Here is a 26,814-nt window from a genome sequence, read left to right as displayed (position 1 = left end):
GCAAACGAGAACGCAAGGGGCCAGCATGCTGCACGACATCCGGGTGATCGAACTCTCCGGGCCGGAAACGATGATGGCCGGCCGCATCCTCGGCGACCTCGGCGCCGACGTGATCGTGGTCGAACCACCCGGAGGGGCGGCAGGCCGCCGCCTCGACCCTTTCCTCGATGATACCCCCGGTCTGGATCGCAGCCTGACCTGGCATGCCCTCAATAGGGGCAAGCGCGGCATCACGCTCGACCTCGGCAAGGCAGACGGCCGTGCCCTTCTAGCGGAGCTCGGAAGATCGGCCGCGCTCGTGCTGGAAACGGCCGACCGAAAGGCAACGGCACCGAGGGCCGATGTCGCCTTCCCCACCTCGACCGTGCGTTGCCGCATCACGCCGTTCCTGTCGACCGGGCCAAAGCGTGACTATTTCGCCTCCGATCTCATCGTCACCGCGGCCACAGGCGTGCCCGGCATCACCGGAACGCCGGAACGGCCGCCGCTGTTCTACCCCGTACCGCAAGCGATGATGGAGGCGGGCGCCGAAGCGGCCATCGCCTCCCTGGCAGCGCTCTCCGCGCGCGACGTCGACGGGCTCGGCCAGGATATCGAGGTGCCTGCCCGGCTTGCCGGCATGATGAGCGCGCTCAGCGTGCCCATCGTCGTGCCGGCCAACAATCCCGAGCTGCAGCGTACGCCGGCGCGCCAACGGCTTGCGGGCGTGGCGCTTCCCGGCATCTTCGCTTGCAAGGATGGTTTCGTGCTGGTGTCGTTCGCCTTCGGACAGGCGTTCGGCCGCCTGACCCAGCGCCTCATGCAGTGGGCGGTGGAACAGAACTGCCTCGAGGCGCGACTGGGCGCCGTCGACTGGTCGACGGCACCGCAGCAAGCCGAGAAGGGCAGCCTCACCGCCGAAGACATGCGCGCGACCGTCGATGCCATCGCGACACTGTGCCTCCGTCACACCAAAGACGAATTCGGCGCCGAGGCGCGCAAACGCGGCCTGCTGGCCGCCCCGTTGATGGACATGCGCGATATCGGTCAGTCGCCACAGTATCGCGAGCGCGGCTTGTGGTCGTCGCCGGTCACCGTTGGCGCCGAGGGTTGCACGGTCGACGATCCCGCACGCTTCGCCCAGTTCTCGAACTACACGATCGATGTGCGGCGCCCCGCCCCGACGCTGTCGCAGCACACCGCCGAGATTCTCAAGACCGACCTCGGTCTGTCGTCTGCCGAAGTGCAGGCGCTGTTCGTCCACGGCATCATCTGAGGGCATTGCCATGAAGGGACCACTCGACGGCCTACGCGTTCTCGACATGGGCTGGGTGATGGTCGGGCCCGTCACCGGCCGCTACCTCGCCGACCTCGGTGCCGACGTCGTGAAACTCGAAAGCTCGCGAAGGGTCGACCCGCTGCGCACCCTGGGGCCGTTCAAGGACGGCAAGCCGGGACTGGAAAGGTCGATCAGCTATCACAATCTGAACGCCGGCAAGCGCAGTCTCACGGTCGACATCAAGGACTCGCGCGGCCGCGAGGCGATCCTGCGCCTGGTCGAATGGGCCGACGTGCTGATCGAGAGCTTCAGCCCTGGCGTGCTCGACGATCTCGATCTCGCCTACCCGGTCCTGAAGGCGCGCAACCCTGCCCTGATCGTCGCGTCGACCAGCCTGCTCGGCCAGACCGGTCCTCATGCGCGCGGCACCAGCGGCGTCGGCACGATGGGCGCGTCGATGTCGGGCGCCAGCCTGCTGCTCGGCTGGCCAGGGCATGCGCCCTGCGGGACCTACGGGCCGTGGACGGACGCCATTGCACCGCGTTTCATCGTGCCCAGCATCCTCGCCGCCCTGCATCGGCGCCGCGCGACGGGCGAGGGCTGCCACATCGACGTCGCCCAGGCAGAAGCCGGCATCCAGTTTCTGTCGCCGGCCTGGTATCAGTACGCCGCGAACGGCACGGTGATGGAGCGGCGCGGCCATGCCGGCTCGCCGCTGCGGGTGCCACACGGCATCTTCCGCTGCGCCGGCCAGGATCGCTGGATCGCTCTGGATGGGTCCGACGAAGCCGCTTGGCAGGCCCTACGTACGATCGTCGGTGGCCCCCTCCTCGATTCCAAGTTCGATACCCTCATCGGACGCCTACGGGGACGACAAGAGCTCGAAAACGCAATCTCGGCCTGGACCATTTCCCAGCAAGCTGATGAGCTTGAGCGTTCGTTGCAGTCGGCAGGCGTGCCGGCGCATGTCGTCTCCAACTCCAACGATCTGGCGCACGACCCCGACCTGCTCGATGCCCACTACTGTCATATTGACGATCCGATCGTCGGTGACGCGATCGTCGAAGGGCCGCGCTATCGGCTTGGCCGGACACCGGAGCGAGCCACGCGCCGCGGGCCGCGCATCGGCGAGCATACTCAGGAGATCCTTCGCGATCTCTGCGGCTACGACGCCGCCGCCATCGACGAGCTGAAGGCTGCCGGCGTCCTAGTCTGACGCCGGTACCGCAAGCGGATGATGGCAGGCCACGAAATGGCCGGGCCGGCCGACATTCTGGATCTGCGGCTCCTCACGGGCGCAGCGCTCGGTAGCCGCGGGACAGCGCGTACGAAACCGGCATCCTGACGGAACATCCAGCGGCGACGGCGTTTCGCCACGCGCCATCGTCGGACGCTCCTCGCGCCGCCGCGGAACCAGCGACGGCACGGACGCCAGCAGCGTTGCCGTATAGGGATGCCGCGGCGTCGCATAGAGCGAATCAGTCGGCGCGATCTCGCAGACCTTGCCAAGGTACATCACCATCACCCGATCACTGATTCCCTTCACGACCCCCAGGTCGTGCGAGATGAACAGCATGGTAAGCGAAAAGGCTGCTTTCGCATCCTCCAGAAGGTTGAGGACCTGCGCCTGCACCGACACGTCCAACGCCGAGACCGGCTCGTCGCAGACCAGCAGACTGGGCTGCAGCACCAGCGCACGCGCGATGCTGATCCGCTGGCACTGGCCGCCCGACAGCTCGTAGGGCCGCCGGTTGCCGACGACATCGACGTCGAGGCCGACGCTGTGCAGCGTGTCGGCGACGATCCGCCGGCGCTCGGACGCGCTGCTGCGGCCGGCAACCAACAGCGGCATTTCGACGATGTCGAAGATCCGGTGCGCGGGATTCAGCGACGACAGCGGATCCTGGAACACCATCTGCATGCGATGCCGCAGCGCTCGCAGGGCGGCCGCCTTCGCGTCGAAGACCGGCTTTTCCTCGAACTGCACTGCACCGGCGTCGGGTTTCGGCAGGGCGAGGATGGCGCGGGCGAGCGTCGACTTACCCGAACCCGACTCACCCACGACGCCCAGCGTCTCGCCGCGCACGATGTCGAGAGAGACATCTGACAGGGCCTGGACCCGTCGTCCCCCCTTTGCCTTGTACGTCTTCACCAGGTGGGCGGCCGAGAGCAGGGCGTTGCCTTGCAGGTGGGCGGTGCCGCTACCGGCCATGGGCTGCCTCCTCGACCGGGTTCCAGCATGAGAAGCGATGACCAGCGCCGACATCGGTCTCAGATGGCGCTTCCTTCTCGCACCGCGCCAGGCGATGGCCGCAACGCGGCGCGAACCGACAGCCGAGGGGTGGCGCGATCAGGTTCGGCGGCTGCCCCGGAATGACGGGCAAGCGGACATGGCTTTCGCTGTCGAGACGGGGCACCGATTGCAATAATGCCTGGGTGTAACGCATGCGTGGCGCGCCCAGGATGTTGGCCACGCTCGCCTGCTCGACCATGCGGCCGGCATACATCACGGCGACCTCGTCGCACATCTCGGCCACCACTCCGAGATTGTGCGTGATCAGGATCATGGCCATGCGATGCCTGTCCTGTAGATGCCGCAGAAGATCGAGGATCTGCGCCTGCACCGTCACGTCGAGTGCCGTCGTCGGCTCGTCGGCGATCAGCAGGCGGGGATTGCAGGCGAGCGCAATGGCGATCACGACGCGCTGGCGCATGCCGCCGGACATCCGGTGCGCATACTCCTGCACCCGTTGCGCCGGATCGGGAATGCCGACCTCAGCCAGCAGTTCCACGGCGCGCACCTTGGCCTGGGCCGCCGACAGGTCGGTATGCTGCCGCAGGACCTGGACGATCTGCCGTCCGATGGTCATCACCGGGTTGAGCGATGTCAGTGGGTCCTGGAAGATCATCGCGATCTCGCGGCCGCGGATGCGGCGCATCTCGCTTTCCGGCACCTGCCGCAGATCGCGACCGGCGAAGAGGATGCGGCCGGCCGGCCGCCGGGCGAAGCCGGCAGGCAGCAGACCGATGATGCTGCGTGCCAGTACCGACTTGCCCGATCCGGACTCGCCCACCACGCCCAGGGTGCGACCGGCTTCCAGCCGGAACGACACACCATCGACGGCGCGCAATTCGCCATGGGGCAGCGTGAAACAGGTCCTGAGGTCGTCGACCTCGAGCAGCACGTCGCTCATGCCGCCCTCGCCCGCCGGTCGATACGGCGCTGGACCTCTTCGCCCACCATGTTGAGGGCGAAGATGGTGAGGAACAGCATACCCGCCGGAAAGAAGACCGCATGCGGTGCTTCGAGAACGTTGGCCTGCTCCGATGCCATCATCTGGCCAAGTGTCGGCGTCGGCGGCGGCACGCTGAGCCCGAGATAGCTCAACCCTGCTTCGGCAAGTGCGCCCACGGCGACCAGCAACAGGCTATAGGCCAGCAGGGCGGGAACGAGGTTGGGCAGCAATTCGCGGAAGATCAGGCGTGTGTTGCCCATCCCCACGGCCTGCGCGGCGACCACGAACTCGCGCTCGCGGAAGACCATGGTGTTGGCACGGGCGATTCGCGTCACCGCCGGCATGAACACGATACCGAGTGCGATGATCACCTTGACCAGCGGTTGGCCAGGATAGGCGACCATGGCGATGATCAGAACGAGCGGCGGAAAGGCTAGCAGAACATTGACCCCCATCAGGATCGTGCGCTCTGCGGTACCGCGGAAGTACCCGGCGACGATGCCGAGAGCGCCCCCGAACAGCAGTCCCAGGGCGACCGAGCCGAGGCTGACGGCAAGCGTGATCCGGAAGCCGTAGATGGTGCGCGAGAACACATCACGGCCCAGCGAATCGGCGCCGAACCAGAGGCCGGCCGACGGCGGCGCCAGCATGCGCAGCAGGCTCTGCTTGGTCGGATCCTCGATCGGCAGCCAGTGGGCAGTGGCCGCCGCCGTGACCACCAGGGTGAGCCAGGCCAGGGACAGAACGACATTCAGAGGCATGCGCTGCATGATCAGTGTTCGCCGTCGCGCTGCAGGCGGGGATCCACCAGCACATAGACCAGGTCGGTCAGTAGGTTGATGAAGATGAACATCGTGGCGACGAACAGCACGATGCCCTGAGTCATGAGATATTCCTGCTGGTAGATCGACTCGACCAGCAACTGGCCGACTCCCGGCAGGGCGAACATCTGCTCGACGATAATCGCACCGCCCATCAGCCGGCCCATGTTGATTCCGACCACCGTGATCAGGTTGAGCGACGAGGGCCTGAGGGCGTTCTCCAGCAGGATCCGCCAGGTCGGCAGGCCCATGCCGCGCGCTAGGGCGATGAAGTTCTGCTGCAGGGTCCCGATCATCTCGCTGCGCAGCAGCCGCAGGTAGACCGGCACCTCGATCAGGGCCAGCGACACGACCGGCAGAACCATGCTCTCGAGATTGCCGCCGATCCCCTCCCCGAGCGACACGAAGCCCGTGGCCGGCAACCACTGGAGATTGAGCGCGAAGACGTAGATCAGTACGAGGCCAATGACGAAGGCCGGCGTTGACAGCAGGCACAGGCAACCGACCAGGGTGGTCGTGTCGATCGCGCTGCCACGCCGATAGGCGCTCCAGATGCCGAGTGGAATCGCGACGCCCAGCGCCACGAGCTGGGTCAGGAAGATCAGCTCCAGGGTCACCGGCAAGCGCGACAGGATGACGTCGAGCGTCGACTCACCGGAATGGATGGCGTAGCCGAGATTGCCGGACAGCACGTTGCCCAGCCATTGCACGTAACGCACGGCCAGCGGCTGGTCGAGCCCGAGCTGCGCCCTGAGTGCGGCGACACGCTCCGGCGTCGCGGCATCCGCCAGGATCAGGAGCGCCAGATCCCCGGGCAGAAGCGCCACGAGCAGGAAGCTGACGACGGAGACGGCGAGGAGCGTCCCGGCTACGCCGGCGACGCCCCACAGCAGGCGCGAGAGCATCGACTACTGGAGCCAGATGCTGCCGAAGCGAACCAGGCCGTCGGGCACTTCGACCAGCCCCTTCACCCGCTTCGACATGACGATCGTGTCGGCGACGTAGAATAGGTAGGCATAGGGCAGATCCTCGGCGAGGATCTTCGACAGCTCGCCGTAGATTTCCTTGCGCTTGGCCGGATCGACAGTGGAAACGCCCTTTTCGAGCAGTTCGTCGATCTTGGGATTCTTGTAGTGCCCATAATTGGACGACGGCGTGACATCGGCAAACTGCGAGTGGAAAAACGGGAAGGTGTTGATGTGCGGATCGGCACGGCCCGTGAAGCGATAGAGCGACGCCACGAACTGCTTGGACGACATGTTCTGCACGATGCGGTTCTGATCGACTGGCTGCAGGTCGACCTTCATGCCGACCTGCCCCCACATCTCCTGCAGCGACTGCGCCAGGCGCTGCGTCGAGGGTGAGTTGTTGTATTGCAGGGTGAAGGTGACTGGCTTGCCGTAGGCCGCGAGCAGCTCCTTGGCCTTGACCAGATCATACTTCGGATAGTTGGGCACTGGCTGCGACACCGTCATGCCAGGCCCGAACGGGCTGTAGCCCAGTTGCGGGATGCCGAACAAAAGGGTCTTGCGCAGCAGCTCGCGATCCATCGACTGGGCGATGGCCTGGCGCACGCGCTGATCGTTGAACGGCGCTTCGCTGAGGTTCATGTAGACGCCGTCGTAACCGAAACCGCCGGGCTGCAGGACGACGTACTTCTTGTCCTTCTTCATCTGCGCGACGAACTGGAACGATGGCTGCATGATGATGTCGGTCTGCCCCGACAGGAACGCTGCCTGCAGCGTTTCGGTGTTCTGGATACCGCGCAACACCACCTGGTCGAGATACGGCAGGCCGGGACGCCAGTAATCGGTGTTGCGGGTCATCACGAAGCGACTGCCGCGGATCCATTCGACAAACTTGAATGGCCCCGTGCCGACGGGATTGGTACTGATCCCTTTCGGGTCGGCCTTGAAGGCGGTCGGCGAAACCATCGTGCCCGGAGCATCGGCGAGGATCGTCGGAAAGGCCGCGTTCGGCGACTTGAGCACGAACTCGACCGTCAGCGGGTCGATCACCTTCACGTCGACGATCTCCTGCACGAACGACAGGCAACGGCAGCCATTGGCCGGATTACGCGTACGGTCGAGATTGGCGATCACGGCCGCCGCATCCAGCGGCGTGCCGTCATGGAATTTCACATTGGGACGCAGCTTGACCCGGTAGGTCTTCACGTCGTCGGACACCGTGAAGCTCTCGGCGAGGAAAGGTACAGGTTGGCCCTTCTCGTCGATGTCGAACAGGCTTTCGTAGATGCCTGTCGCGAACTGGCGTTCCGTGAAACTGCCCGTCCGGATCGGATCGACGATCGGCGGATCTTGCGCCAGGCCAACGGTCAATGTGCCGCCACGCTTGGGGGTTTCCGCCATTGCGGGCACTAGCACCGCCGCAACCGTTAAAGCGCCAGCAATCCCGGCGCAAATCAGACGCCGTGCGTTCAACATCGTGCCCAAGCTCATCATCTAGCGAATCCTCCTTGGATTGGTCTGTTCGACCGGCTCGCCGATACCGTTTTTGGACGGCCATTTTTCGGGAGTATGTTAATTTGCTTATCAATTAGCAAGCAAACTTATACAGGCCTTGTGCAAGGGCCATCGGACCACCCGCATCGCGCGAGAAAGCTGATCGAACAACAATATTTTGTAGATTTAGCCAGTCGAACGATGTTGGCCTCAGCAAGGGCCTGAGTTTGCTGAGCAACCGCTCCCCATTCGCCACATCTTCGGTGACGCCTCACGCAAAGGCACCGTCGCGCCGACATTCCACTTCTACAATCGGCCAGCTCTCACCCTTGTAGGCAGCGATACATATCCTAAGGGGCAACTGCGAGCCCGGCGGAATGCGTGGTTGCCCCTCGACGTGACCGGGCAAACGCGCCGGGGGAGCAGCCAACCCTCCGGCGAAAGGCTGTGCTAAACGCGCTGGCGGACTCGTACCCTATTTCCTGCGCGAGACGGTCAAGCGACTTCGCTCCACGGCTCAATGCATCCTGAGCCAATGTCATCCGCCAGCGCGAAAGGTATTCCTTTGGAGCACAGCCAAGCGTCTCAGTGAACCGTGCCGCAAAAGCCGACCGCGACATCCCGGCAAGCTTCGCAAGTTCGGCCACAGTCCATGCCGCCTGTACCTTGGAATGCAAGGCGTACAGCACCTTGGCCAAAGCCGGGTCCCGCAATCCCGCCAGCAATCCCGCTGACAAATCGTCCTCACCGATGGCGCCCCAGCGCAGGCACTCCATCATCATGACTTCCAGAAGCCTCTCCAGAATCATTTTGCGGCCGGGAGCGTTGATCGCGCACTCTTCCATGATGAGATCAATGATGCGGGCGAGGCGAAGGGCGTTCTTCTCGGCCGAGCGAATGTGGATCACCTTCGGTAGCAATGCGAGCAAGAGCGGTGCATTGACCGGTTCGATTTCGAAGGTGCCCCCAAGCATCTGAAAGTCGGGTTCCCCTGCCGGATCGCCATGCCGAACGGCGCTGTATGTCGGCTGCGTCTGGACACTTTCGGCATCCGGCTGGCTCAACAGGGAAAAAGCCGGCGTGGAAGGCAGCAGCACGAAATCCCCATGATCGAGAAGCACTGGTTCTGCGCTGTCGACGGCAAGCCAGCACCGCCCCACCAGAACAAGGGCGAATCCGGGTCGGCCATAGGCCGAGTAGCGAACACCCCATTTCCCCCGTCCCGTGATCGGCTTCGAAAAGGCGGCGTGCGGCCGGAGCAAAGCGATGATGTCGCTTAAGGGATCCATTTCTGGACGATCCATAATCTTTCTAGGACGTTCAATTATAGATCGTCTCGATCGATTGTCTATTTAAGGGGCGAAAAGAGAATGGAGCGCCCAATGACAAAGACAGTGCTGATAACCGGAACGTCCTCCGGCTATGGCAAGGCGATTGCCGAGTTCTTTCATGATCGTGGATGGAGCGTGATCGCCACCATGCGACGCCCCGTGCCAGGCGTATTTGCGACTTCCACCAATCGATTGAAGGTGCTTCCGCTCGATGTGACCGACGCCGGCAGCATCGACAAGGCAATCGCTGAGGGTACTGCAGCATTCGGCGCCATCGATGTCCTCGTGAACAACGCCGGAATTGGTCTGGCGTCGGTCGTCGAAGCTACGCCGGACCGCATCGCGCGCGAGATTTTCGAGACGAACACATTCGGTGTTTTCTCTACCTGCCGCGCCATCATCCCGCAGATGCGCCAGCAAGGTCACGGCGCCATCATCAACCTTACGTCGAGCACCGGCATCGGCCCCATGCCACTGGCTGCGATCTACACCGCCAGCAAATGCGCCATTGAGGGCTTCACTGAATCGCTGTCCTATGAGTTGGACGTGTTCAACATCAAGGCCCGGTTGGTCGAGCCAGGCTACGCGCCGACCACGAATTTCAGCGCGAACACCGGGACACGCCTGCAGGGCCTCATCCCCGCCGACTACGATTCCTTCGCTCAATCCTATTTCCAGAAATTGGCCAACTACCCGACCCCTTACTGTACGGAAGCGGAAGTAGCGGAAACGACCTTCCTCGCGGCCACCGACCAGGGCCACAAGATCCGCTATCCAGCGGGCCCCGACAGCAAACTACTCGCCGAGCTGCGCTGGACAACTTCGGAAGATCACTACCTGGCAAAAATGCGCGACATGTTCGCGCCGAGGCTGACGTCCAAATAGCTTCCGCGCGGAAAGGCCAGCCCCAGCTAGCCTTTCCCAAAAGCGAAAAGGAGGACTGAAGCACCGGAAAGTCGAAGGGAGCGTTGCGTGGACGCTTGGTTCTGAGCAGTGAAGACAAACTGACCGGTGCAATTGGCGTCCCCGCTCCGTTATTCATTTGTCCCTGCTATGGCGTTTGCAATCCCTGATCCCCTGATTGGAATTCCCTGTTTCTTTGGGCAGGAGTTTCCGGATCCTGCGAAGGGAATCGCCGCCGATGCTGGGAAAATAGGGCTTTGGGCGCCATTCCAATCAGCCAGTACTTAAAGCATCAGCCCGTTGTTCCCTGCTATTTTCCCTGTTAGCAGGGAATTACCGCGGAGAACGGTTCGTACCGGACTGGCCCCACAGCCAGCCCCCTATGGAATATTCTCAGTGGGTGCCGTCGGCGATTTCTCCCAATTTCCCGGCAGTTGACCCGAGAAGGTGTCAGTCTCGGCGCCCCTTTCCTGCTCACTTTCGCCAGCCTCAAGGCCGTTTCCGCCTTTTCTCTCCGGGCCTCATTCTGACACTTACGTAACAGGACGCAGCGATCGACATCACTGCCCGAAGGCCGCGCGATGAGATCGCTCGATACGGCGGTTAAAGAAAGCCGAAGGCGCGCCGCTGGTCGGTCCAGCTGGTTGGGATGTCGCGTCTCGTCAGCTCAGCCGGGGTTAGCGAGGCTGGCTGCGCCCCATCGATAATGGCCTGGGTGATGCTGGGATCACGAGCTCCGGGGAAGCTGCCAGCTGAGTCTGTATGATTTGGGGTAAGTCGGAGGACAGCTCATGAAGAACATCCTCGTCGCAACAGATTTCTCTACGCGTTCGGACCGGGCAGTTCGGCGCGCGACTTTGCTGGCAAAGAAGTTCGAAGCTCCAATGTCACTTATCCATGTCGTCGATGACGATAGGCCGAAGCGCATCGTTGATGCCGACCGGGATGCGGCTCTTGTGCTTCTGAGCGAGCAAGCTCAATCGCTACGCGAGGTTGATGGTGTGGACTGCAGCGCCAAAGTCACCCTAGGCAGTCTGTCTCAGGAGGTCATCAAGGCCGCCGGAGCAAGCATGGCCGATGTTGTCGTAATTGGCCCCCATCGCCACCGCGCATTCCAGGACGTCTTCGTCGGCACGACATCCGAGCGAATAGTCCGCGCGCGCAGCCATCCCGTCCTCGTGGCAAACGGTGTTCCAGCGAACTCCTATCGGCATGTCCTTGTTGCCGTCGATCTTTCAGATTGCTCCAGGCAGGCGTTGCTCGCAGTAACGGGCCTCGGCTTGGACGCCTACGCAGCAGTCTCAGTGGTCCATGTCTTCGATACGCCAGCTCGCAGTTACATGGCCCTTGCCTCTGCAAGTAGTCGCGCTGTCGAGGACTACCTGGCCAGTGAGAAGGCGCGCGCCGCAGAAGAGCTGGCTGTATTCATGCGCGACTTGGATCGCGTTCCGATCCACCAGGTGTTGAAATTCAGCGAAGGGTCCACGGCCCATGTCATCTGTGCGACTGCGCGCGAAATATCTGCGGACCTCGTCGTCGTTGGCACGCGCGGCCGGACCGGAATCACGAAGCTCTTGCTCGGCAGCGTAGCAGAAGAGGTTCTCCATATCGCGGATCGCGACGTCTTGGCCGTTCCGCCTGCCCGCGTGAATTGACAAACATTTCGCATGCCGCGCCGGTCTTATGCCACACGGTCATCGTCCGGGTATCCAAGCGTTCTAAAGTCGAGACCGCTCGTGTAGAAAAGAGCAATCGGACGCAAGATCGAGCTGAGATTACCCGCAATTCATGCACGCACCGCGAGGCCCATGAGCAAAGACGTCCTGCTGACAATCCTTATCGTGCTCCCCTTCGTTGGCAGCGTTATCGCCGCAACGTTCCGTCCGAATGCGCGCAACTCGGAAGCATGGCTCGCTGGGGGCGTTGCGCTGATCTGCCTGAGCCTGACGGCCTTTGCCTATCCCACAATCGCCGACGGGGGCGTGGTCCGAACCGACGTCGAGTGGATTCCCGAATTCGGTCTGAGCTTTGCGCTGCGCCTCGATGGTTTCGCTTGGATGTTCGCAATGCTCGTGACGGGCATTGGCTTTCTCGTCGTGCTTTATGCGCGCTATTACATGTCGCCCAGCGACCCGGTGCCACGCTTCTTCTCGTTATTGCTCGCTTTCATGGGCAGCATGCTCGGGATCATCATCGCCGGCAACCTGATCATCCTGGTGTTCTTTTGGGAACTGACCAGCATCTTCTCCTTCCTGCTGATCGGCTACTGGCACGGTAATGCTGGGGCACGCGACGGTGCCCGTATGGCTCTCCTTGTTACGGGTCTGGGCGGCTTTGCGCTTTTAGCCGGCGTGATTCTGATCGGCCAAATCGTCGGAAGCTACGACCTCGATATCGTGCTGGCATCCGGCGAGGCCATCCGAGAGCACTCACTATACCTCCCGGCGTTGGTTCTTGTTCTCCTCGGAGCGCTGACGAAGAGCGCGCAATTCCCATTCCACTTCTGGCTGCCCAATGCCATGGCAGCGCCGACCCCTGTCTCGGCCTTCTTGCACTCCGCGACAATGGTCAAGGCGGGCGTCTTCCTGTTGGCGCGCCTGTGGCCAGTCATGGCCGGCACGCCTGAATGGTTCTGGCTGCTCGGTCTCGCCGGAATGGCGTCACTCCTGTTCGGTGCGTTCTTCGCTATCTTCCAGCACGATATGAAAGGGCTCCTGGCCTATTCGACGATCAGCCATCTCGGGTTGATCACGATGCTCCTTAGTCTCGGGAGTCCCCTGGGGGCCGTCGCAGCCATCTTCCACATGATGAACCATGCGACATTCAAGGCTTCGCTGTTCATGGCGGCCGGTATCATCGATCACGAGACCGGCACGCGGGACATGCGAAAGCTAGGCGGGCTCTTCCGTTACATGCCAGTAACGGCGACCCTTGCCATGGTCGCAAGTGCCGCCATGGCCGGGGTGCCACTTTTGAACGGCTTCCTGTCGAAGGAAATGTTCTTTGCCGAGGCGATCGAGACCCATGTCCACTCGGTGCTCGACACTTCACAGCCCTATGTCGCGGTCCTGGCCAGTGCCTTTGCCGTTACCTACTCGCTACGCTTCATTCACTCGGTCTTCTTCGGACGCAAGCCTACCGATTTGCCGCGCGAACCCCACGAACCACCGTTCTGGATGCGCATGCCAAGCATGTTCCTCGTGCTCGCGTGCCTCGTGGTCGGCGTGGCGCCGGCAGCGACCGTAGGCCCTTATCTCTACACGGCTGTAGAGTCGGTGCTGGGGCAGAGGACTCCGAAGTTCAGCTTGGCGGTGTGGCACGGCTTCAATCTGCCGCTGATCATGAGCGCGGTGGCGCTGGTTGCGGGTGCTTTGCTCTATCTGGCGCTCAAGGACTATCTGCGTCACAGCCCGGTGGGACCGCCGCTGCTCCGACACGTGAATGGCCGCCGCCTCTTCGAACGTGGTGTCCTCGTGCCGTCCCTGAAATGGGCTCAGTCCGCGCAGAGGGTGCTCAGCACGCGACGCCTGCAACCTCAATTGCGGATCCTGCTGCTAGCTGCGTTCGCCGCGGCGCTGGCGCCAATCTCTCTCGGCAGCCTTGGCCTGCAATGGCCGGATTGGAGCAACATCGATGCGGTGCTGGCGTTGGTCTGGTTGACGGGCGCCGGCTGTGCGATCGGTGCCGCCTACCAGGCCAAGTATCACAGGCTGGTTGCACTGATCTTGCTGGGCGGTGCTGGATTGTCCACCTGCATCACCTTTGCGTGGTTCTCGGCGCCCGATCTGGCGCTCACCCAACTCGTCGTCGAAGTGGTGACAACCATCCTGATTCTCCTTGGCCTCCGTTGGTTGCCCAAGCGCGTTGAGGACATGAATCTCGGACCAGCCCCGCCCTCCGCTCGGCTGCGCCGCTCTCGGGATGCAGCCATTGCTTTCGTCGTCGGCGCTGGCCTGGCGACGCTCGCTTACGCCGCTATGATGCTGCCGCTATCCGACCCGATCAGCAGCTACTTCCTCGAGCGGTCATACGTCGAAGGTGGTGGCCGTAATGTCGTGAACGTAATCCTCGTCGACTTCCGAGGCTTCGACACGATGGGAGAAATCACGGTTCTGGCGGCGGTGGCGCTTACTGTGTACGCACTGTTGCGTCGTTTCCGCCCGGCCCCCGACAATGTAGGATCACCCGAGCAGCAGATCCGCCAGAACGCCTTCGACGAGGCTGAACCAGACCGTAAGCCCGGCGATACAATCGGCGATTACCTACTGGTGCCGGCGGTTATCATGCAATGGCTGTTCCCGGTCATCATCGTCTTGGCGCTATACCTCTTCCTGCGCGGCCACGATCTGCCGGGAGGAGGCTTTGTAGCGGGAGTCGCCCTGGCGACTGCATTTATCCTACAGTACCTGGCTTCCGGCACGACCCTGGTCGAGGACCGGCTGCGCATCCTGCCGGTCAACTGGATCGGCCTCAGTCTTTTACTCGCCGCGACGACGGGCATGGCGTCGTGGCTGTTCGGCTATCCCTTCCTGACCTCGCATTCGCAGTATGTCGAACTGCCCGTGATCGGTGCCGTCCCTGCGGCCACCGCCCTCTTCTTCGACCTCGGCGTCTTCGGCCTCGTCGTGGGTGCGACTGTGTTGATGCTAATCGCGCTTGCCCACCAGTCGATCCGCAAACTGCGCGCCGCTCGAACGACGACTGCGCGGACTCCGGAGGCATGATGGAGCTTCTTCTCGCGATCAGCATTGGCATCCTGGGCGGTTCCGGCGTTTGGCTTCTTCTGAGGCCCCGCACCTATCAGGTCATCATCGGCCTTTCGCTCTGCTCATATGCGGTCAATCTTTTCATCTTCAGCATGGGCCGACTGCGCTCGGGTGCCGCCCCGATCCTCTCATCCCGGACTGGCAGCCTTGCGGACTATGCCGATCCGCTGCCCCAGGCCCTGGTGCTGACGGCAATCGTCATCGGCTTCGCGACGACCGCCCTGTTTCTTGTCGTGCTGCTGGCCTCCCGTGGCCTCACGGGCACCGACCATGTCGATGGACAGGAACAGTGATGGACGGCTGGGCACATCACCTGATCATCGCTCCCATCGCGTTGCCACTCGTGGCCGGTGCGTTGCTGGCGGTTTACGACGAGCGGCGCCAGTTTCTAAAGGGGCTGATCAATCTCGTCTCCACCCTAATCACCCTCTACATCGCGATCGTGCTGTTGCAGCAGGCCGACACCTCCGCCACAGGCGTCTACCTGCTTGGCAACTGGCCTGCGCCGTTCGGCATCGTCCTCGTCCTGGACCGCTTGTCGGCGATGATGCTCCTGCTCACCGCCGTCCTTGCTTGCGCGTCGCTGATCTTCTCGCTCGCTCGGTGGCATACAGCCGGCTCCCACTTCCACACCCTCTTCCAGTTCCTCCTGATGGGCATCAACGGATGCTTCCTCACCGGTGACCTGTTCAATCTGTTTGTATTCTTCGAGGTGATGCTGGCCTCGTCCTATGGCCTTCTCCTGCACGGCTCGGGCCCGCGGCGCGTCCAGGCGAGCCTGCACTACATCGCCGTGAACCTGACGGCCTCCTTCTTCTTCCTTGTGGGCGTGAGCCTGATCTATGGCGTCACCGGCACATTGAACATGGCCGATCTCGCTGTGCGCATTCCCACCCTGTCCATCGAGAACAGGATGCTGTTTGAGGCGGGCGCGGCAATCCTCGGAATCGCTTTTCTCACGAAGGCGGCGATGTGGCCGTTGGGCCTCTGGCTGCTCAGCGCCTATCCGGCGGCGGCGGCCCCGGTCGCCGCGATTTTTGCCGTTCTCAGCAAGGTAGGCGTCTACGTTCTCCTACGCCTGTGTCCCCTGCTGTTCGGAACGCCAGCTGGCGAAACGACTGGCTACGGCGCCACGTTCTTGCTCGTGGGCGGCCTAGCCACGATCGCCTTCGGCATGCTTGGCGTGCTGGCCTCTCAGGCCATGACGCGCATCGCAAGTTTCAGCCTGCTGGTCTCGTCGGGAACGTTGCTCGCCGCCGTCGGTCTGTCCGATGCCCAGATCACGGGCGGAGCGCTGCTTTATCTGGTCAGCTCGACGCTCACGATCAGTGCCTTCTTTCTCCTCATCGAGCTGATTGAAAGGGGACAGAACCCGGGCGCTGACGTGATCGCCATTACAGCAGAAGCCCTGGGGGAGGAAGAGGACGAAGAGGAACTCAAGGAGGAGGTCGGCACGAGATTTGCCGCTACGCCCGCCGTCCTCGGCGCCTGCTTCGTCGGCTGCGTCTTGCTGCTGACCGGCCTGCCACCGCTTTCCGGCTTCGTAGCCAAGTTGGCGTTGCTCGCCGCACTATTCGCCCCAGCGGAGCAAGGCGCTACATCCGGCATTCCCACCGCCAACTGGGTATTCATCGTACTTCTCCTCCTTTCCGGCCTGACGGCCCTGCTCGCGTTGTCGCGCGTCGGCATTCGTGCCTTCTGGGCCCCTATCGACGCAGTCGTTCCGCGTGTCCTCTTGGTTGAATTTGTCCCGGTCGTCTGCTTGTTGCTGCTGACCCTTGGTCTTGCAATCAAGGGGGGACCGGTGATGCGATATATGGCCGAGACAGCCCGCGCCGTGCACGCGCCCTCCTCCTACGTCGATGCGGTGCTGACGGCGCCTCGTATCCCGCCGGCAGAGACTGGCCGATGAGCCGCCTTCTCCCCTACCCGCTCCTGACGGCGTCACTCCTGACGATGTGGCTTTTGCTGAACGGACTGTCGGTGGGTCAAATCGTGCTGGGCACCGCGATCGCCGTTATGGCGTCGAACGTGACTGCTGCCTTACAGCCTGCCAAACCGCGCTTAAGGCGTTGGTATCTGCTGCCCAAGCTAGTGGCGATCGTCGTGGTCGATATATGGCGCTCCAACCTCGCCGTCGCCCAGCTCATTCTCCGCACCGACCAGACTCGGCGCGTTTCCGGCTTCGTCATCGTGCCACTCGAGCTTCGCGATCCGACCGGGCTGGCAATCCTCGCCTGCATCGTTACCAGCACGCCGGGAACAGCCTGGGTGGAATATGATTCCACTCAGAGCAAGCTGCTGCTCCATGTCTTCGATCTCGTCGACGAAGCCCATTGGATCGACCTCATCAAGAACCGCTACGAGCGTCTTCTCCTGGAGATACTGGTATGAGCGCAACAATCCTCTCCTGGTCGTTACTGATCGCCCAGATCTTGCTCGGGATCGCCATGGCCATCGCTTGCTTCCGCATGGTCCGTGGCCCACGGGCACAGGACCGTATCGTCGCCCTGGACGCGCTCTATGTGAACGCCATGCTGCTCCTGCTGGTCTTCGGCATGAGGACCGGAAGCACGCTTTATTTCGAAGCGGCGCTGGTGATTTCAATACTCGGCTTTGTTTCGACTCTGGCGCTCGCCAAGTTCCTCATGCGCGGGGAGATCATCGAATGATCAACGTAGCAGAACTGCCCGCGTGGGCTGCGCTCGTGACGTCGTTACTCGTGCTGCTCGGCGCTGGCTTTACCATAGTTGGAGCCATCGGTTTGCTGCGGCTGAAAACGTTCTATGAACGCATGCACGCTCCCACGCTCGGTGCCACCTGGGGTACAGGTGGAATCCTGCTTGGTTCCATTGTGTTCTTCTCGGTCCTGCAGTCGCGGCCAGTGCTGCACGAAATCCTCATAGCGGCGTTCGTGACCGTCACGACGCCGGTCACACTTATGCTGCTGGCGCGAACCGCCCTCTATCGTGATCGCAGCGAAGGAAGCCCTGACATACCGCCGCCCGTCAGTGCCAACGGAAAAGCGAAAGCTGCTGCCCCTGACTAATCTCGCCCGGCTCATTCGATAAGCGGAGTTGGGTCATTGATGCTGAGTTAGCTTGAACTCAGTGAAAAAGCGGCGTTGTGCACTACGTCGGCTTTCTTGCGATTCGCAGGTTCGCGCGCATACCGGACGGCCCCTTTACATGTCCGGCGAGGCGTGGATAGGTTCGCACAGGCCGATTGCGGAGGATCCCATGGTTGTTCGTGCGTTCACCGTATTGGCTGCCGTGCTTGGTCTCTTCGGCACGGCGTTCGCTCAGCCCCGGTCCGCCGAGCCATCCCTCATCCTTTTTGAGAACGTCCGCGTCTTCGACGGCAAGAGCGGCTCATTGAGCGCCAACACGAATGTACTCATCCGCGGCAACACGATCGAGAAGATCTCGAAGGATCCAATTCCCGTCAATCTCAGTGCCAGCGACAAGAGGATAGTCGGCGGCGGCCGCACCTTGATGCCCGGGCTGATCGACATGCACTGGCACGCGATGATGGTGCGGCCCACTCTGCCGGCTCTGCTGACCGGAGACATCGGTCACCTCAATCTGATGGCAGGCGCCGAGGCTACGGACACGCTCATGCGCGGATTTACGACTGTACGCGATGTGGGCGGGCCGGTGTTCGGGCTCAAGCGCGCGATTGACGAGGGAATCGTCACCGGTCCGCGTATCTACCCGTCCGGCGCCGTGATCACCGTCACCAGCGGTCATGGCGACTTCCGTCAGCCCTTCGAGGTGCCGCGCGCCCTCGGTGCTACTCAGTCTCGGGGGGAACAGCTCGGTGCCGCCATGATCGCGGACAGTCCCGATGAAGTCCGCGTGCGCGTGCGCGAGCAACTCATGTTGGGCGCGACACAGATCAAGCTGACGGCCGGAGGCGGTGTGGCCTCGCCGCACAGCCCGCTCGACGCGTCCACCTTTACCGAGGCCGAGCTGCGCGCCGCCGTTGAGGCCGCCGAGAACTGGGGTACCTACGTCACGGTGCACGCCTATACGTCGGTGTCGATCCAGCGGGCGATCGCCGCTGGTGTGAAGTGCATCGAGCACGGCCATCTGATGGACCAGCGGACCGCCGAGTTGATGGCCGAGAAAGGCATCTGGCTGAGCACCCAGGCGTTCCCCGACGAGCTGGCGAACGCGTTCCCTCCCGGTTCGCTGGAGAGCATCAAGGCGCGCGTGGTGTTTGCCGGTACGGACAGGACCTTCGAGCTGGCAAAGAAGCACAAGATCAAGACGGCATTCGGCACCGACATCCTGTTCTCCCCGCAACTGGCACAGCGTCACGGAACCTTGTTGGCGAAGCTGGTCCGTTGGTACACGCCGGCAGAAGCATTGGTTATGGCCACCGGGACCAACGCGGAATTGCTGGGGCTGTCCGGCGAGCGCAATCCGTACCCTGGCAAGCTCGGCGTGGTCGAGGAAGGCGCACTTGCGGACCTCCTGCTCGTCGACGGCGATCCGACTGCCAACATCACGCTGATCGAGGATCCGGCCAAGAACTTCGTCGTCATCGTGAAGGATGGGAAAGTCTACAAGAACACTCTGTAAGCCGATGCTGGCCTCGCCTGCCATGGCCTCGCGGTCGCCATAGCGAAGCCTTTCCGATCGTCCAAGGACTCTCCTGGCCCGGTGCCGTCAAGCCCACTTACCCGCTCAGGCGATCATCGCCTAGCCCTGGTGGAGTGGAGTCCGGGTGGTGTCTTGTGCCAAGCCCGGCCTGCGACGGCCTCCCGATAACCATAGTCGAAGAGAGCGCGCATGTACGCTTGATCGAACATGCCGGTCCTTGGCGTTTTGAAATCCCTGCCCACATAGGCGAGGTTGTAGTCGACATCGTCGCGCTTGGTGATGAAGTACGTGCGGACTACATCGTTTTGGCCGCTCGCCGTCAGCATCGTCGCGATGGCGCGGCTGGCGATGGTGAGGGTACGTCGTTCGATTTCGGCGTGCTCGGGATCGAGCCGCGCATTGAGAACAAGGTAGGCGGTCTGCGGACGATTAACCCTGATCACACTGGGGTCGATCGATGCTGGATAGAGAAAGAGTTGGGCGATCGCACCACCGTCGACATGCATCTCCTGGAACCGTGCACCGTCGATCTCGACATCGAGCAGAACGGGCTGGAAGATGCCGGGGATCGAGGCCGACGCCAGCAGGATCTTGCGAAACAGGTCCACCGATCTCGGGTGCCCACTGGCCGCGATGGCGCCCATGTTCCAGATCACGGGGCGCTGGGCGTCGAGGTCGGTAGTGCCGATCATCAGCAGGCGACCCTTGCGATACTCGCGCGCTATGGCGTCCAGCATCTTCTGGTCGGCGTAGCGGGCGATCGTCTCGGCGAGTGGGCTCGCGTCGGCCACGGCATCGCCGAACAGCACCGCGGTGAGACGTCGCCGTAGGAATACCCGCTCGGGCGTCATGGTCGTGTAGACTTCGCGCAGGGCCAGATCGTAGTCGGGCCCGAGAAAAGCGAAGGGTGCGATCAGGGCGCCGGTGCTGACGCCGGTCACCATCGCGAACTCGGGCCGCGTGCCGGTCGTGGTCCAGCCATTGATGAGGCCGGCGCCGAAGGCGCCATTGTCGCTGCCACCGGATATCGCGAGAAAGGACGCTGGCGGCATCGGCGTCGTCGGCTCGCCCGCCGCGCGCAGGGCCGCCTGCTCGCGTTGCAACGCCAAGGTTGCCTCCTCGATCATCGGCCCTGTGTCACCGTCGGCAAAGAACCGCGCATTGGCGATGCCGAGCGGCAGGGCTCGCGTCGTGTCAGCCGAAGGAACCGCCGGACCACGCGCGGGTATGCCACATCCCGTTACGATGCCAAGTCCGATCGCCAGTACAATGTACAAAGCCGGTTTGCGGAAGCTCAAGACGGGCCCTCATTCGATAGGTCATGGCCGAGCTTAGCTCCCGTGAAGGTTGAAGCGTAGAGGGGGGGATTGATGTCACGGTCGAGGCCGCGAGAACACGTGCCGCCCGGCATGAGCGTGCGACTGTTCAGAACGATCCGAATAGGCTGCCGAGTGTGATCACGACGACCAGCGCAAGCAGCGCGCTCACGATGCCCGTCATGACAATGTCGAGGTAGCTCTTGGCGTGCGTCGACCCGCAGACCGCGAGCAGGGTCACCACCGCGCCGTTGTGCGGCAGGCTGTCGAGAGTGCCCGCGCCGATCACCGCCACGCGATGCATCAGCGCCGGATCGATGCCGTGTTCCGCCGCGAGCCTCATGTAGGTCGGCCCGAGCGCATCGAGTGCAATGGTGAGGCCGCCTGACGCCGAACCGGTCAGTGCGGACAGGATGTTCGTGGCGATGGCGAGCGAAACCAAAGGCCCGCCTTCGATGCCCAGCACCCAGTCGCGCACGACGGCGAAGGCAGGCAATGCCGCCACCACCGCCCCGAAGCCGACCAGGCTCGCCACGCTGATCGCCGGCAACACGGAGGCATTGGCGCCGGCATCCATGCTCTGCCGCACCGCGGGCAGGCGCCGCCCGTTGGCGAGCAGCAACACGACGATCGCGGCGGCGAGCGCTGCCGCCACCGACCACACGCCGCCGACCGCTGATAGCGAAGTGCCGCCCCAGCGCGGCTCCGCGAGAAACGCGGTGTCCATGCGCGGCAGGATGACAAACGACATCAGAAGATTTACGCCGATGACGACGACCAGCGGCAGCACCGCCAGCAGAATGGGCGGCGGAGCGTCGGTGGCTCGCGAATGATGAATCTCCGCCGGGTCGAAAGCTTGTGCTGTGGTGGCTCGTTCACGTACCAGCGGATCGTCGGCGGCGACGTCCACGGGTGCCGACGCATCGCTGCCAAACCCCTCGCCGCGCCGTCTCGCCGACGCACGCGCCCGTTCCAGCCACCACAGGCCGAAGCCCAGCATGACGGCCGCGGCGATCACGCCCAGCCCGGGCGCCGCGAAGGGTGTGGTGCCGAAGAACGGCATGGGGATGGCGTTCTGGATCGCCGGCGTGCCCGGCAGCGCCGACATGGTAAAGGTGGAAGTGCCAAGTGCGAGCGCCGCCGGCATCAGCCGGCGCGGAATGGCGGCGGCGCGAAACAACGCCTCGGCCATCGGCGCCAGAACGAAGAAAGCGACGAACAGGCTGACGCCGCCGTACGTCACTAGCGCACCGGCCAGGACCACGGCGAGCATGGCGCGCCTGGTGCCCAGGCGCTCTGTCATCCATTGCGCGATCGCAGTGACCGAGCCGCTGTCCTCCATCAGCTTGCCGAACAGCGCGCCCATCAGGAACAGCGGAAAGAACTGCGCGAGGAATTGAGCGGCGCTGCCCATGAAAGTCTGCGTCCAGTGCGCCAGCAGCGGCTCACCGGCAAAGGCCGCGGCCACGAGGGCCGCCGCGGGCGCGAGCAAGAGCACGCTCCAGCCCCGGAAGGCGAGCCATACCAGAAGGGCCAGGCCGAACAGGACTCCGGCCAGACCCATCAGACGCCTTCCAGCAGTCGGTCGATATCGAGTGTGGAGCGCTGCCCCAGGTCCTTGCCGTGCGCCGCCAGAAAACCGTCCGCGGCGCGACGGCCCTCGTCGCGAAGCAGGCACAGGAATGCCCATTCGGCATTGAGCTTGGACGAGGAGCCGAGCTCGACCAGCATGTCGCTCCTGATCATGTGGACGCGCATGCGCGACCAATGTGCGACTTCAGCATCGGCGGTGGCCGTGACCTGCCGCAGCAACGCCATCATGCGCAGCTCCTTCAGCAGCACGGCGTTGAACGAGACTTCGTTCAGGCGATTGAGGATGTCTCGCGCCGAACGCGGGACACCCGGCCGCTCCACCGGATTGATGGCGACCAGGATCGTGTCGTCCGAGACGCACTCCTGCACCAGCGGCGTCATGGTCGGATTGCCCGAATAGCCGCCGTCCCAGTAGGCTTCGCCGTCGATCTCGACGGCCTGGAACATCGCCGGCAGGCAAGCCGAGGCCAGCAGTACGTCGGGTGACAGATCGGCATTGCGGAACACGCGTGGCCGTCCGGTTCGCACATTGGTCGCCGTGATGAAGAGCTTGATGGGCGCAGCAGCGAGACGCGCGAAGTCGATCGACTCGGAAAGCACTGCGGTCAACGGATTGGGTGCGCCAACGGCGAGATCGTAGGGCGAGAAGAGCCGCGACATCAGATCGAAGGCGATGTACGTGGGTGAGTGATCGAGCGACCAGCGGCCAAGCACCACGTCCATCGGACTGCGTTGCAGGGGGCTGAACGCGGCGGCGCGGGAGACGCGCCGCCAGAAGGCTTCGAGTGCTTCCCGGGCGCGCTCGTTGCCGCCACAGGCATGGCCGTCGACCATCACGGCGGCGTTCATGGCGCCGGCCGATGTCCCGGAAATGGCTTCGATATGCAGCCAGGGCTCCTCCAGGAGCCGGTCCAGCACGCCCCACGTGAAAGCGCCATGCGAGCCACCACCCTGTAACGCGAGGTCGATCAGTTGGGACGGACGCTCGACGGACATCGGCGATCACCTCCGAAGAACTCTGAACTGAGAGGATACCAGCGCTATCGCGACATTATGAGGATCGCCGGCACCGAGCTGGAGGGATATTCGCGGCAATCGGTGGGAACGGCTTGTCATAAAAATCCGACATCAACACGACATGCTCGTTCGACGCGCTGAGCTTTCACTATAGTTATTTCGCGAAAGGCACACAACCTCCGCACGCGTTCGTGTGCTACCATGAGCCGACATGGCGACTAGACTGGTTCGGCTGCTGAAACGCTTGTTGCTCGTGCTGAGCGTGGTCGCGGTGACACTCATCGTGGCGCGGGCTTGGGATTCGCAGCGCGGGCCGCCGCTCGAACTTTGGCACACCTATGTGCCCAGCGACATGCACGCGTCCCAGATCGACAAGGTCGATTGGGCGGAATACATCAAAGCTGAAGAGGCGATCTTCCGCGACGTGCGTGCAGAGGTTGTCGACAAGGTCGATGCCCAGGCCCATGCCCTTGGCAACCGGTTCTACGCAGGCAGCCCGATCTATCCCGGCAACTTCGCCCACGACTGGAATCGCTCCTACATCCTCGAACCCGACGGGGCTCCGGTCGGAGCGGTCGTGCTGTTGCACGGGCTGACCGATTCCCCATACAGCCTGCGCCATATCGCCCGACGCTATCGCGAGCTGGGCTTCGTAGCTGTGGCCATTCGGATGCCAGCTCACGGCACAGTGCCGGCCGCCTTGACCGATGTCGAATGGGAGGACTGGGATGCCGCCACGCGTCTGGCCGTGCGCGAGGCTGTCCGGCGCGCCCCATCGAAGCCGCTGCACATCGTAGGCTTCTCCAACGGCGGTGCGCTGGCAATGAAATATGCCCTCGACGCTCTCGAGGACGAACGACTGGCACGACCTGACCGGCTCATCCTGATCTCGCCCATGATCGGCATCACGAGCTTCGCGCGCTTCGTCGGCATTGCTTCGCTGCCCGCCCTGCTGCCCGCGTTCGCCAAGGCCGCGTGGCTTGGCATTGTCCCAGAGTTCAACCCGTTCAAGTACAACTCCTTCCCGGTCAATGGTGCCCGCCAGTCACACCGTTTGACCGTTGCCTTGCAGGACCGCATCCGGCGCTCTGCGAACGATGGCAGGCTGGATCGCCTGCCACCTGTGCTCACCTTCCAGTCTGTCGTCGACTTCACGGTCAGCACGCCCGCCATTCTCACGGCGCTTTACGCGCACCTGCCAGCCAATGGCAGTGAGCTCGTGCTATTTGATCTAAACCGCGCGGCCGTTGTCGGCCCCCTTATGCGGAACGCGGCCGAATCGGTTTTGACCCGGATTCTGGTCGATCCGCCAAGGAAATTCCGGACAGTCACCATCACCAACGCCGCTGTCGACACCTACGACGTCGTCGAGCGAGTGACGGAGGCTGGCGCCTCGACAGAGCAGACGCGTCCGCTGGCGCTCGCCTTCCCCGCCGGCATCTTCTCGCTGTCGCACGTCGCCCTGCCGTTTCCAATGAGCGACTCGCTGTATGGCATGCAGCCCGACAAGACCGACGAATTCTTCGGCGTCCATCTCGGGTCGATCGCCCCGCGCGGCGAACGCGGGGTGCTGATCCTGAACCTCGACACGCTGCTTCGCGTGTCATCGAACCCGTTCTTCCCCTATCTTCTCGAGCGCATCGAGCAGAGTATCGCCGCGCCTCGCTAGCCGCGATCCTTCAGCCAATCCTCGACGTAGAACCGCAGGACGGCGATCCGGCCGAGTGCAACCAGGGGAGCAGCGAGCGCCATGCCCATTGCCCCGAACATCGCCCCGAAGATCACGATGGCGAACAGGGTCCAGGCCGGTGCCACATTCACGGCGCCCTTCTGGATCAGCGGGGCTATCACGAAGCCCTCGATGGTCTGGATCGTGAAGTAGATGACCATGACCCAGGCGAGCGTCGATAGGCCGAGCGGCATAGCCACCAGAGCCACTGGGAAGGCGGCGATCAACGGGCCGAGATAGGGAATGAAGTTGGCCACCCCCGCCTGCAGGCCAAGCAATCCCGCACCTGGCACACCGAGCAGATGCAAGGTGACCGCCAGCAGTATCGCCACAACGGCGCCACGCAGGAGCTGCCCGAGCAGCCAGCCGCGTAGCATCTGGCCCATCTCGTTCAGGACGGAGCGCACGCGCACCCGTGCGCGTATCGGCACGAGCTTCAGCGCACCCTCTCGGTAACCAGCAGGATTGCCGGCGAAGAACAGGCCTAAGCACACGATGACGATCGTGTTGATCGCGACCGCGTAAGCACCGCTTACGGCATAGTGAACGTGGCCGAACAGGCGCCCGGGGTCGGCGATCAGATGCGAGAGATCCTGTCGCCCGCCCGGTCCGAACAGGTCGATATCGAAAGCCGCAAGATGGCTCTCAAGGACGCCGAGTTGCGTGTCCATCACCCGGAACAGGCTGCGCACCTGCGTTGGCGCTCGATCGATGCCCCAGCTGATCGCCACCGCCGCAGTGCAGCCGAAGACCAGCATGACCAGTCCGAATCGCCAGGGGCGCGTCAGCGGCACGATCCGAGCGAGACCGCGCGTGCAGGCGTCGAGCAGCACGGCGAACAGGATGCCGGCGAACAACAGCAACAGGCTTGTCGCGTAGTACCAGGAGAGCGCCAGCACCGCGACGACAGCAAGTACTGTCAACGCCAAAGCCTGCGGCGCTCCAAGCATGCTGGCCTGGACCGGACCGACTGACGCTCCTTGGGCTTGGCCTGCCGCGCCTGTGCCCAATGGCGCCGATGATGCTGGGGCCTCTGTCGTCATGAACCAGCCCCCCGGGCAGCGGTCTTGGCCGCACGGCTGGCGACTATCGCGCCGTTGGGCTAATATACTGGAAGTTGTAAGGTATCGCGACGTTGTCGAAGTGCCAAGTACCGAACGACGATCACGTCGAGCGGGAGGCTGGATGAGTATCCGATACACAGGGCCAGAGGCACGCCTGCACGCCGCCGAAGTCTTTCGGCTCAAGTGGCCCTGGCTGGTGCTGTTGGGGGTCGTGCTGATCGTTGCAGGCGCCGTGGCGATCGTGTTTCCAGCGGTGTCCGGCGTTCCCGCCAACGAGATACTAGGCAGCGTCCTCATGGTCAGTGGCTTCGTGCAAATCATGCAGGCTGCCAAGATGCTGAACTGGACGGGATTCATCTGGCATCTTCTGCTCGGCATCGTGGCCGCGATCGGAGGTGTCCTGATCTACCTTGATCCCTTTCGGGGCATCGTCACGATCACTATCCTGATTGCGATCATCTTCGCGGTGCATGGCGCAACGCAGATCGCCTTTGCATGGAAGGTTCGGCGTCAGGCCGGATGGCATTGGTTTCTCGTGTCCGGCTGCGTCGCCCTGATCGTCAGTGTTCTGTTGCTGATGAAGCTGCCCTACGGCCATTCGTTTACGCCTGCGACGGTCGCCGGCATTTCCCTGATCTTCGGCGGCTGGGCGTACGTTGCCATGGCGCTTGCGTCACGCAGGACCGATCCACTGTCCATCTAGGAGAGGAG

The 26,814-nt window shown here is 63.2% G+C and carries 23 protein-coding genes; 13 read left to right on the top strand and 10 right to left on the bottom strand.

Annotated features, from left to right (window positions below):
• Positions 1–25: 25 nt before the first annotated feature.
• Together EPO50_RS11390 and EPO50_RS11385 are read left to right on the top strand one after the other, a co-directional pair.
• Positions 26–1,255, top strand: a complete 1,230-nt coding sequence (locus tag EPO50_RS11390) for a CoA transferase (RefSeq protein ID WP_296344015.1) — start codon at positions 26–28, stop codon at positions 1,253–1,255.
• 10 nt (positions 1,256–1,265) lie between these two features.
• On the top strand, positions 1,266–2,474 hold the full coding sequence (locus EPO50_RS11385) for a CaiB/BaiF CoA-transferase family protein (protein ID WP_296344013.1): 1,209 nt from the start codon (positions 1,266–1,268) through the stop codon (positions 2,472–2,474).
• Here the strand turns inward: EPO50_RS11385 and EPO50_RS11380 are convergent.
• The 6 genes from EPO50_RS11380 to EPO50_RS11355 all read right to left on the bottom strand — a co-directional run bounded on the left by EPO50_RS11380 (position 2,466) and on the right by EPO50_RS11355 (position 9,066).
• Positions 2,466–3,470: an ABC transporter ATP-binding protein gene (locus EPO50_RS11380; RefSeq protein ID WP_296344011.1), complete on the bottom strand. Its 1,005-nt coding sequence runs from the start codon at positions 3,468–3,470 to the stop codon at positions 2,466–2,468. The two genes, EPO50_RS11385 and EPO50_RS11380, sit on opposite strands and share 9 nt — an antisense overlap.
• The gene (locus EPO50_RS11375; RefSeq protein ID WP_296344010.1) at positions 3,460–4,452 is read right to left on the bottom strand and encodes an ABC transporter ATP-binding protein; all 993 of its coding nucleotides are present in this window, start codon (positions 4,450–4,452) and stop codon (positions 3,460–3,462) included. Before EPO50_RS11375 ends, EPO50_RS11380 begins: the two co-directional genes overlap by 11 nt.
• Positions 4,449–5,255, bottom strand: coding sequence for an ABC transporter permease (locus tag EPO50_RS11370; protein WP_296344008.1), 807 nt, complete (start codon positions 5,253–5,255; stop codon positions 4,449–4,451). Before EPO50_RS11370 ends, EPO50_RS11375 begins: the two co-directional genes overlap by 4 nt.
• 11 nt (positions 5,256–5,266) lie before the next feature.
• Positions 5,267–6,220 carry an ABC transporter permease gene (locus EPO50_RS11365; RefSeq protein WP_296344006.1) on the bottom strand — a complete coding sequence of 318 codons (954 nt, stop codon included), beginning with the start codon at positions 6,218–6,220 and terminating at the stop codon, positions 5,267–5,269.
• A 3-nt stretch (positions 6,221–6,223) separates the two neighbouring features.
• Complete coding sequence (locus tag EPO50_RS11360) at positions 6,224–7,684, bottom strand: ABC transporter substrate-binding protein (RefSeq protein WP_296344004.1); 1,461 nt, start codon at positions 7,682–7,684, stop codon at positions 6,224–6,226.
• 443 nt (positions 7,685–8,127) lie between these two features.
• Positions 8,128–9,066: an AraC family transcriptional regulator gene (locus tag EPO50_RS11355; RefSeq protein ID WP_296344002.1), complete on the bottom strand. Its 939-nt coding sequence runs from the start codon at positions 9,064–9,066 to the stop codon at positions 8,128–8,130.
• 93 nt (positions 9,067–9,159) lie between these two features.
• Between EPO50_RS11355 and EPO50_RS11350 the strand changes: the two genes are divergently transcribed.
• The 9 genes from EPO50_RS11350 (at position 9,160) to EPO50_RS11310 (ending at position 19,363) form a co-directional block, all read left to right on the top strand.
• A complete protein-coding gene (locus EPO50_RS11350; RefSeq protein ID WP_296344000.1) occupies positions 9,160–9,993 on the top strand; it encodes an SDR family oxidoreductase in 834 nt (277 codons plus the stop codon).
• Positions 9,994–10,802: 809 nt separating this feature from the next.
• The gene (locus tag EPO50_RS11345; protein ID WP_296343998.1) at positions 10,803–11,666 is read left to right on the top strand and encodes a universal stress protein; all 864 of its coding nucleotides are present in this window, start codon (positions 10,803–10,805) and stop codon (positions 11,664–11,666) included.
• A 153-nt stretch (positions 11,667–11,819) separates the two neighbouring features.
• On the top strand, positions 11,820–14,735 hold the full coding sequence (locus tag EPO50_RS11340; protein WP_296343995.1) for a monovalent cation/H+ antiporter subunit A: 2,916 nt from the start codon (positions 11,820–11,822) through the stop codon (positions 14,733–14,735).
• Entirely contained in the window at positions 14,735–15,070 is a 336-nt protein-coding gene (locus EPO50_RS11335; protein ID WP_296343993.1) for a Na+/H+ antiporter subunit C, read from the top strand. Before EPO50_RS11340 ends, EPO50_RS11335 begins: the two co-directional genes overlap by 1 nt.
• Positions 15,070–16,689 carry a monovalent cation/H+ antiporter subunit D gene (locus EPO50_RS11330; protein ID WP_296343991.1) on the top strand — a complete coding sequence of 540 codons (1,620 nt, stop codon included), beginning with the start codon at positions 15,070–15,072 and terminating at the stop codon, positions 16,687–16,689. The genes EPO50_RS11335 and EPO50_RS11330 overlap by 1 nt, the downstream gene beginning before the upstream one ends.
• The gene (locus EPO50_RS11325; RefSeq protein WP_296343989.1) at positions 16,686–17,171 is read left to right on the top strand and encodes a Na+/H+ antiporter subunit E; all 486 of its coding nucleotides are present in this window, start codon (positions 16,686–16,688) and stop codon (positions 17,169–17,171) included. Before EPO50_RS11330 ends, EPO50_RS11325 begins: the two co-directional genes overlap by 4 nt.
• Complete coding sequence (locus EPO50_RS11320) at positions 17,168–17,449, top strand: K+/H+ antiporter subunit F (protein ID WP_296343987.1); 282 nt, start codon at positions 17,168–17,170, stop codon at positions 17,447–17,449. Before EPO50_RS11325 ends, EPO50_RS11320 begins: the two co-directional genes overlap by 4 nt.
• On the top strand, positions 17,446–17,826 hold the full coding sequence (gene mnhG / locus EPO50_RS11315; RefSeq protein ID WP_296343986.1) for a monovalent cation/H(+) antiporter subunit G: 381 nt from the start codon (positions 17,446–17,448) through the stop codon (positions 17,824–17,826). Before EPO50_RS11320 ends, mnhG begins: the two co-directional genes overlap by 4 nt.
• A 190-nt stretch (positions 17,827–18,016) precedes the next feature.
• On the top strand, positions 18,017–19,363 hold the full coding sequence (locus EPO50_RS11310) for an amidohydrolase family protein (protein WP_296343984.1): 1,347 nt from the start codon (positions 18,017–18,019) through the stop codon (positions 19,361–19,363).
• A 113-nt stretch (positions 19,364–19,476) separates the two neighbouring features.
• Here EPO50_RS11310 and EPO50_RS11305 read toward each other — a convergent pair whose 3' ends face one another.
• From EPO50_RS11305 to EPO50_RS11295, 3 genes are all read right to left on the bottom strand, one after another.
• A complete protein-coding gene (locus tag EPO50_RS11305) occupies positions 19,477–20,682 on the bottom strand; it encodes a patatin-like phospholipase family protein (protein ID WP_296343982.1) in 1,206 nt (401 codons plus the stop codon).
• A 127-nt stretch (positions 20,683–20,809) separates the two neighbouring features.
• Positions 20,810–22,264, bottom strand: coding sequence for a GntP family permease (locus EPO50_RS11300; protein ID WP_296343980.1), 1,455 nt, complete (start codon positions 22,262–22,264; stop codon positions 20,810–20,812).
• Positions 22,264–23,289 (bottom strand): patatin-like phospholipase family protein, encoded by a 1,026-nt coding sequence (locus EPO50_RS11295; protein WP_296343978.1) that lies wholly within the window; start codon positions 23,287–23,289, stop codon positions 22,264–22,266. The genes EPO50_RS11300 and EPO50_RS11295 overlap by 1 nt, the downstream gene beginning before the upstream one ends.
• A 232-nt stretch (positions 23,290–23,521) precedes the next feature.
• Between EPO50_RS11295 and EPO50_RS11290 the strand changes: the two genes are divergently transcribed.
• Positions 23,522–24,979, top strand: a complete 1,458-nt coding sequence (locus EPO50_RS11290) for a carboxylesterase (protein WP_296343975.1) — start codon at positions 23,522–23,524, stop codon at positions 24,977–24,979.
• On the opposite strand, the gene EPO50_RS11285 is transcribed toward EPO50_RS11290, so the two are convergent.
• On the bottom strand, positions 24,976–26,082 hold the full coding sequence (locus tag EPO50_RS11285) for an AI-2E family transporter (protein ID WP_296343973.1): 1,107 nt from the start codon (positions 26,080–26,082) through the stop codon (positions 24,976–24,978). The genes EPO50_RS11290 and EPO50_RS11285 overlap by 4 nt on opposite strands.
• 142 nt (positions 26,083–26,224) lie before the next feature.
• Between EPO50_RS11285 and EPO50_RS11280 the strand changes: the two genes are divergently transcribed.
• Entirely contained in the window at positions 26,225–26,806 is a 582-nt protein-coding gene (locus EPO50_RS11280; RefSeq protein WP_296343971.1) for an HdeD family acid-resistance protein, read from the top strand.
• The last annotated feature ends 8 nt before the right edge of the window (positions 26,807–26,814 follow it).

This window comes from Reyranella sp. (genome assembly GCF_004297405.1).
Classification (GTDB): domain Bacteria; phylum Pseudomonadota; class Alphaproteobacteria; order Reyranellales; family Reyranellaceae; genus Reyranella.
This window is presented reverse-complemented; position numbering and strand designations above follow the sequence as displayed.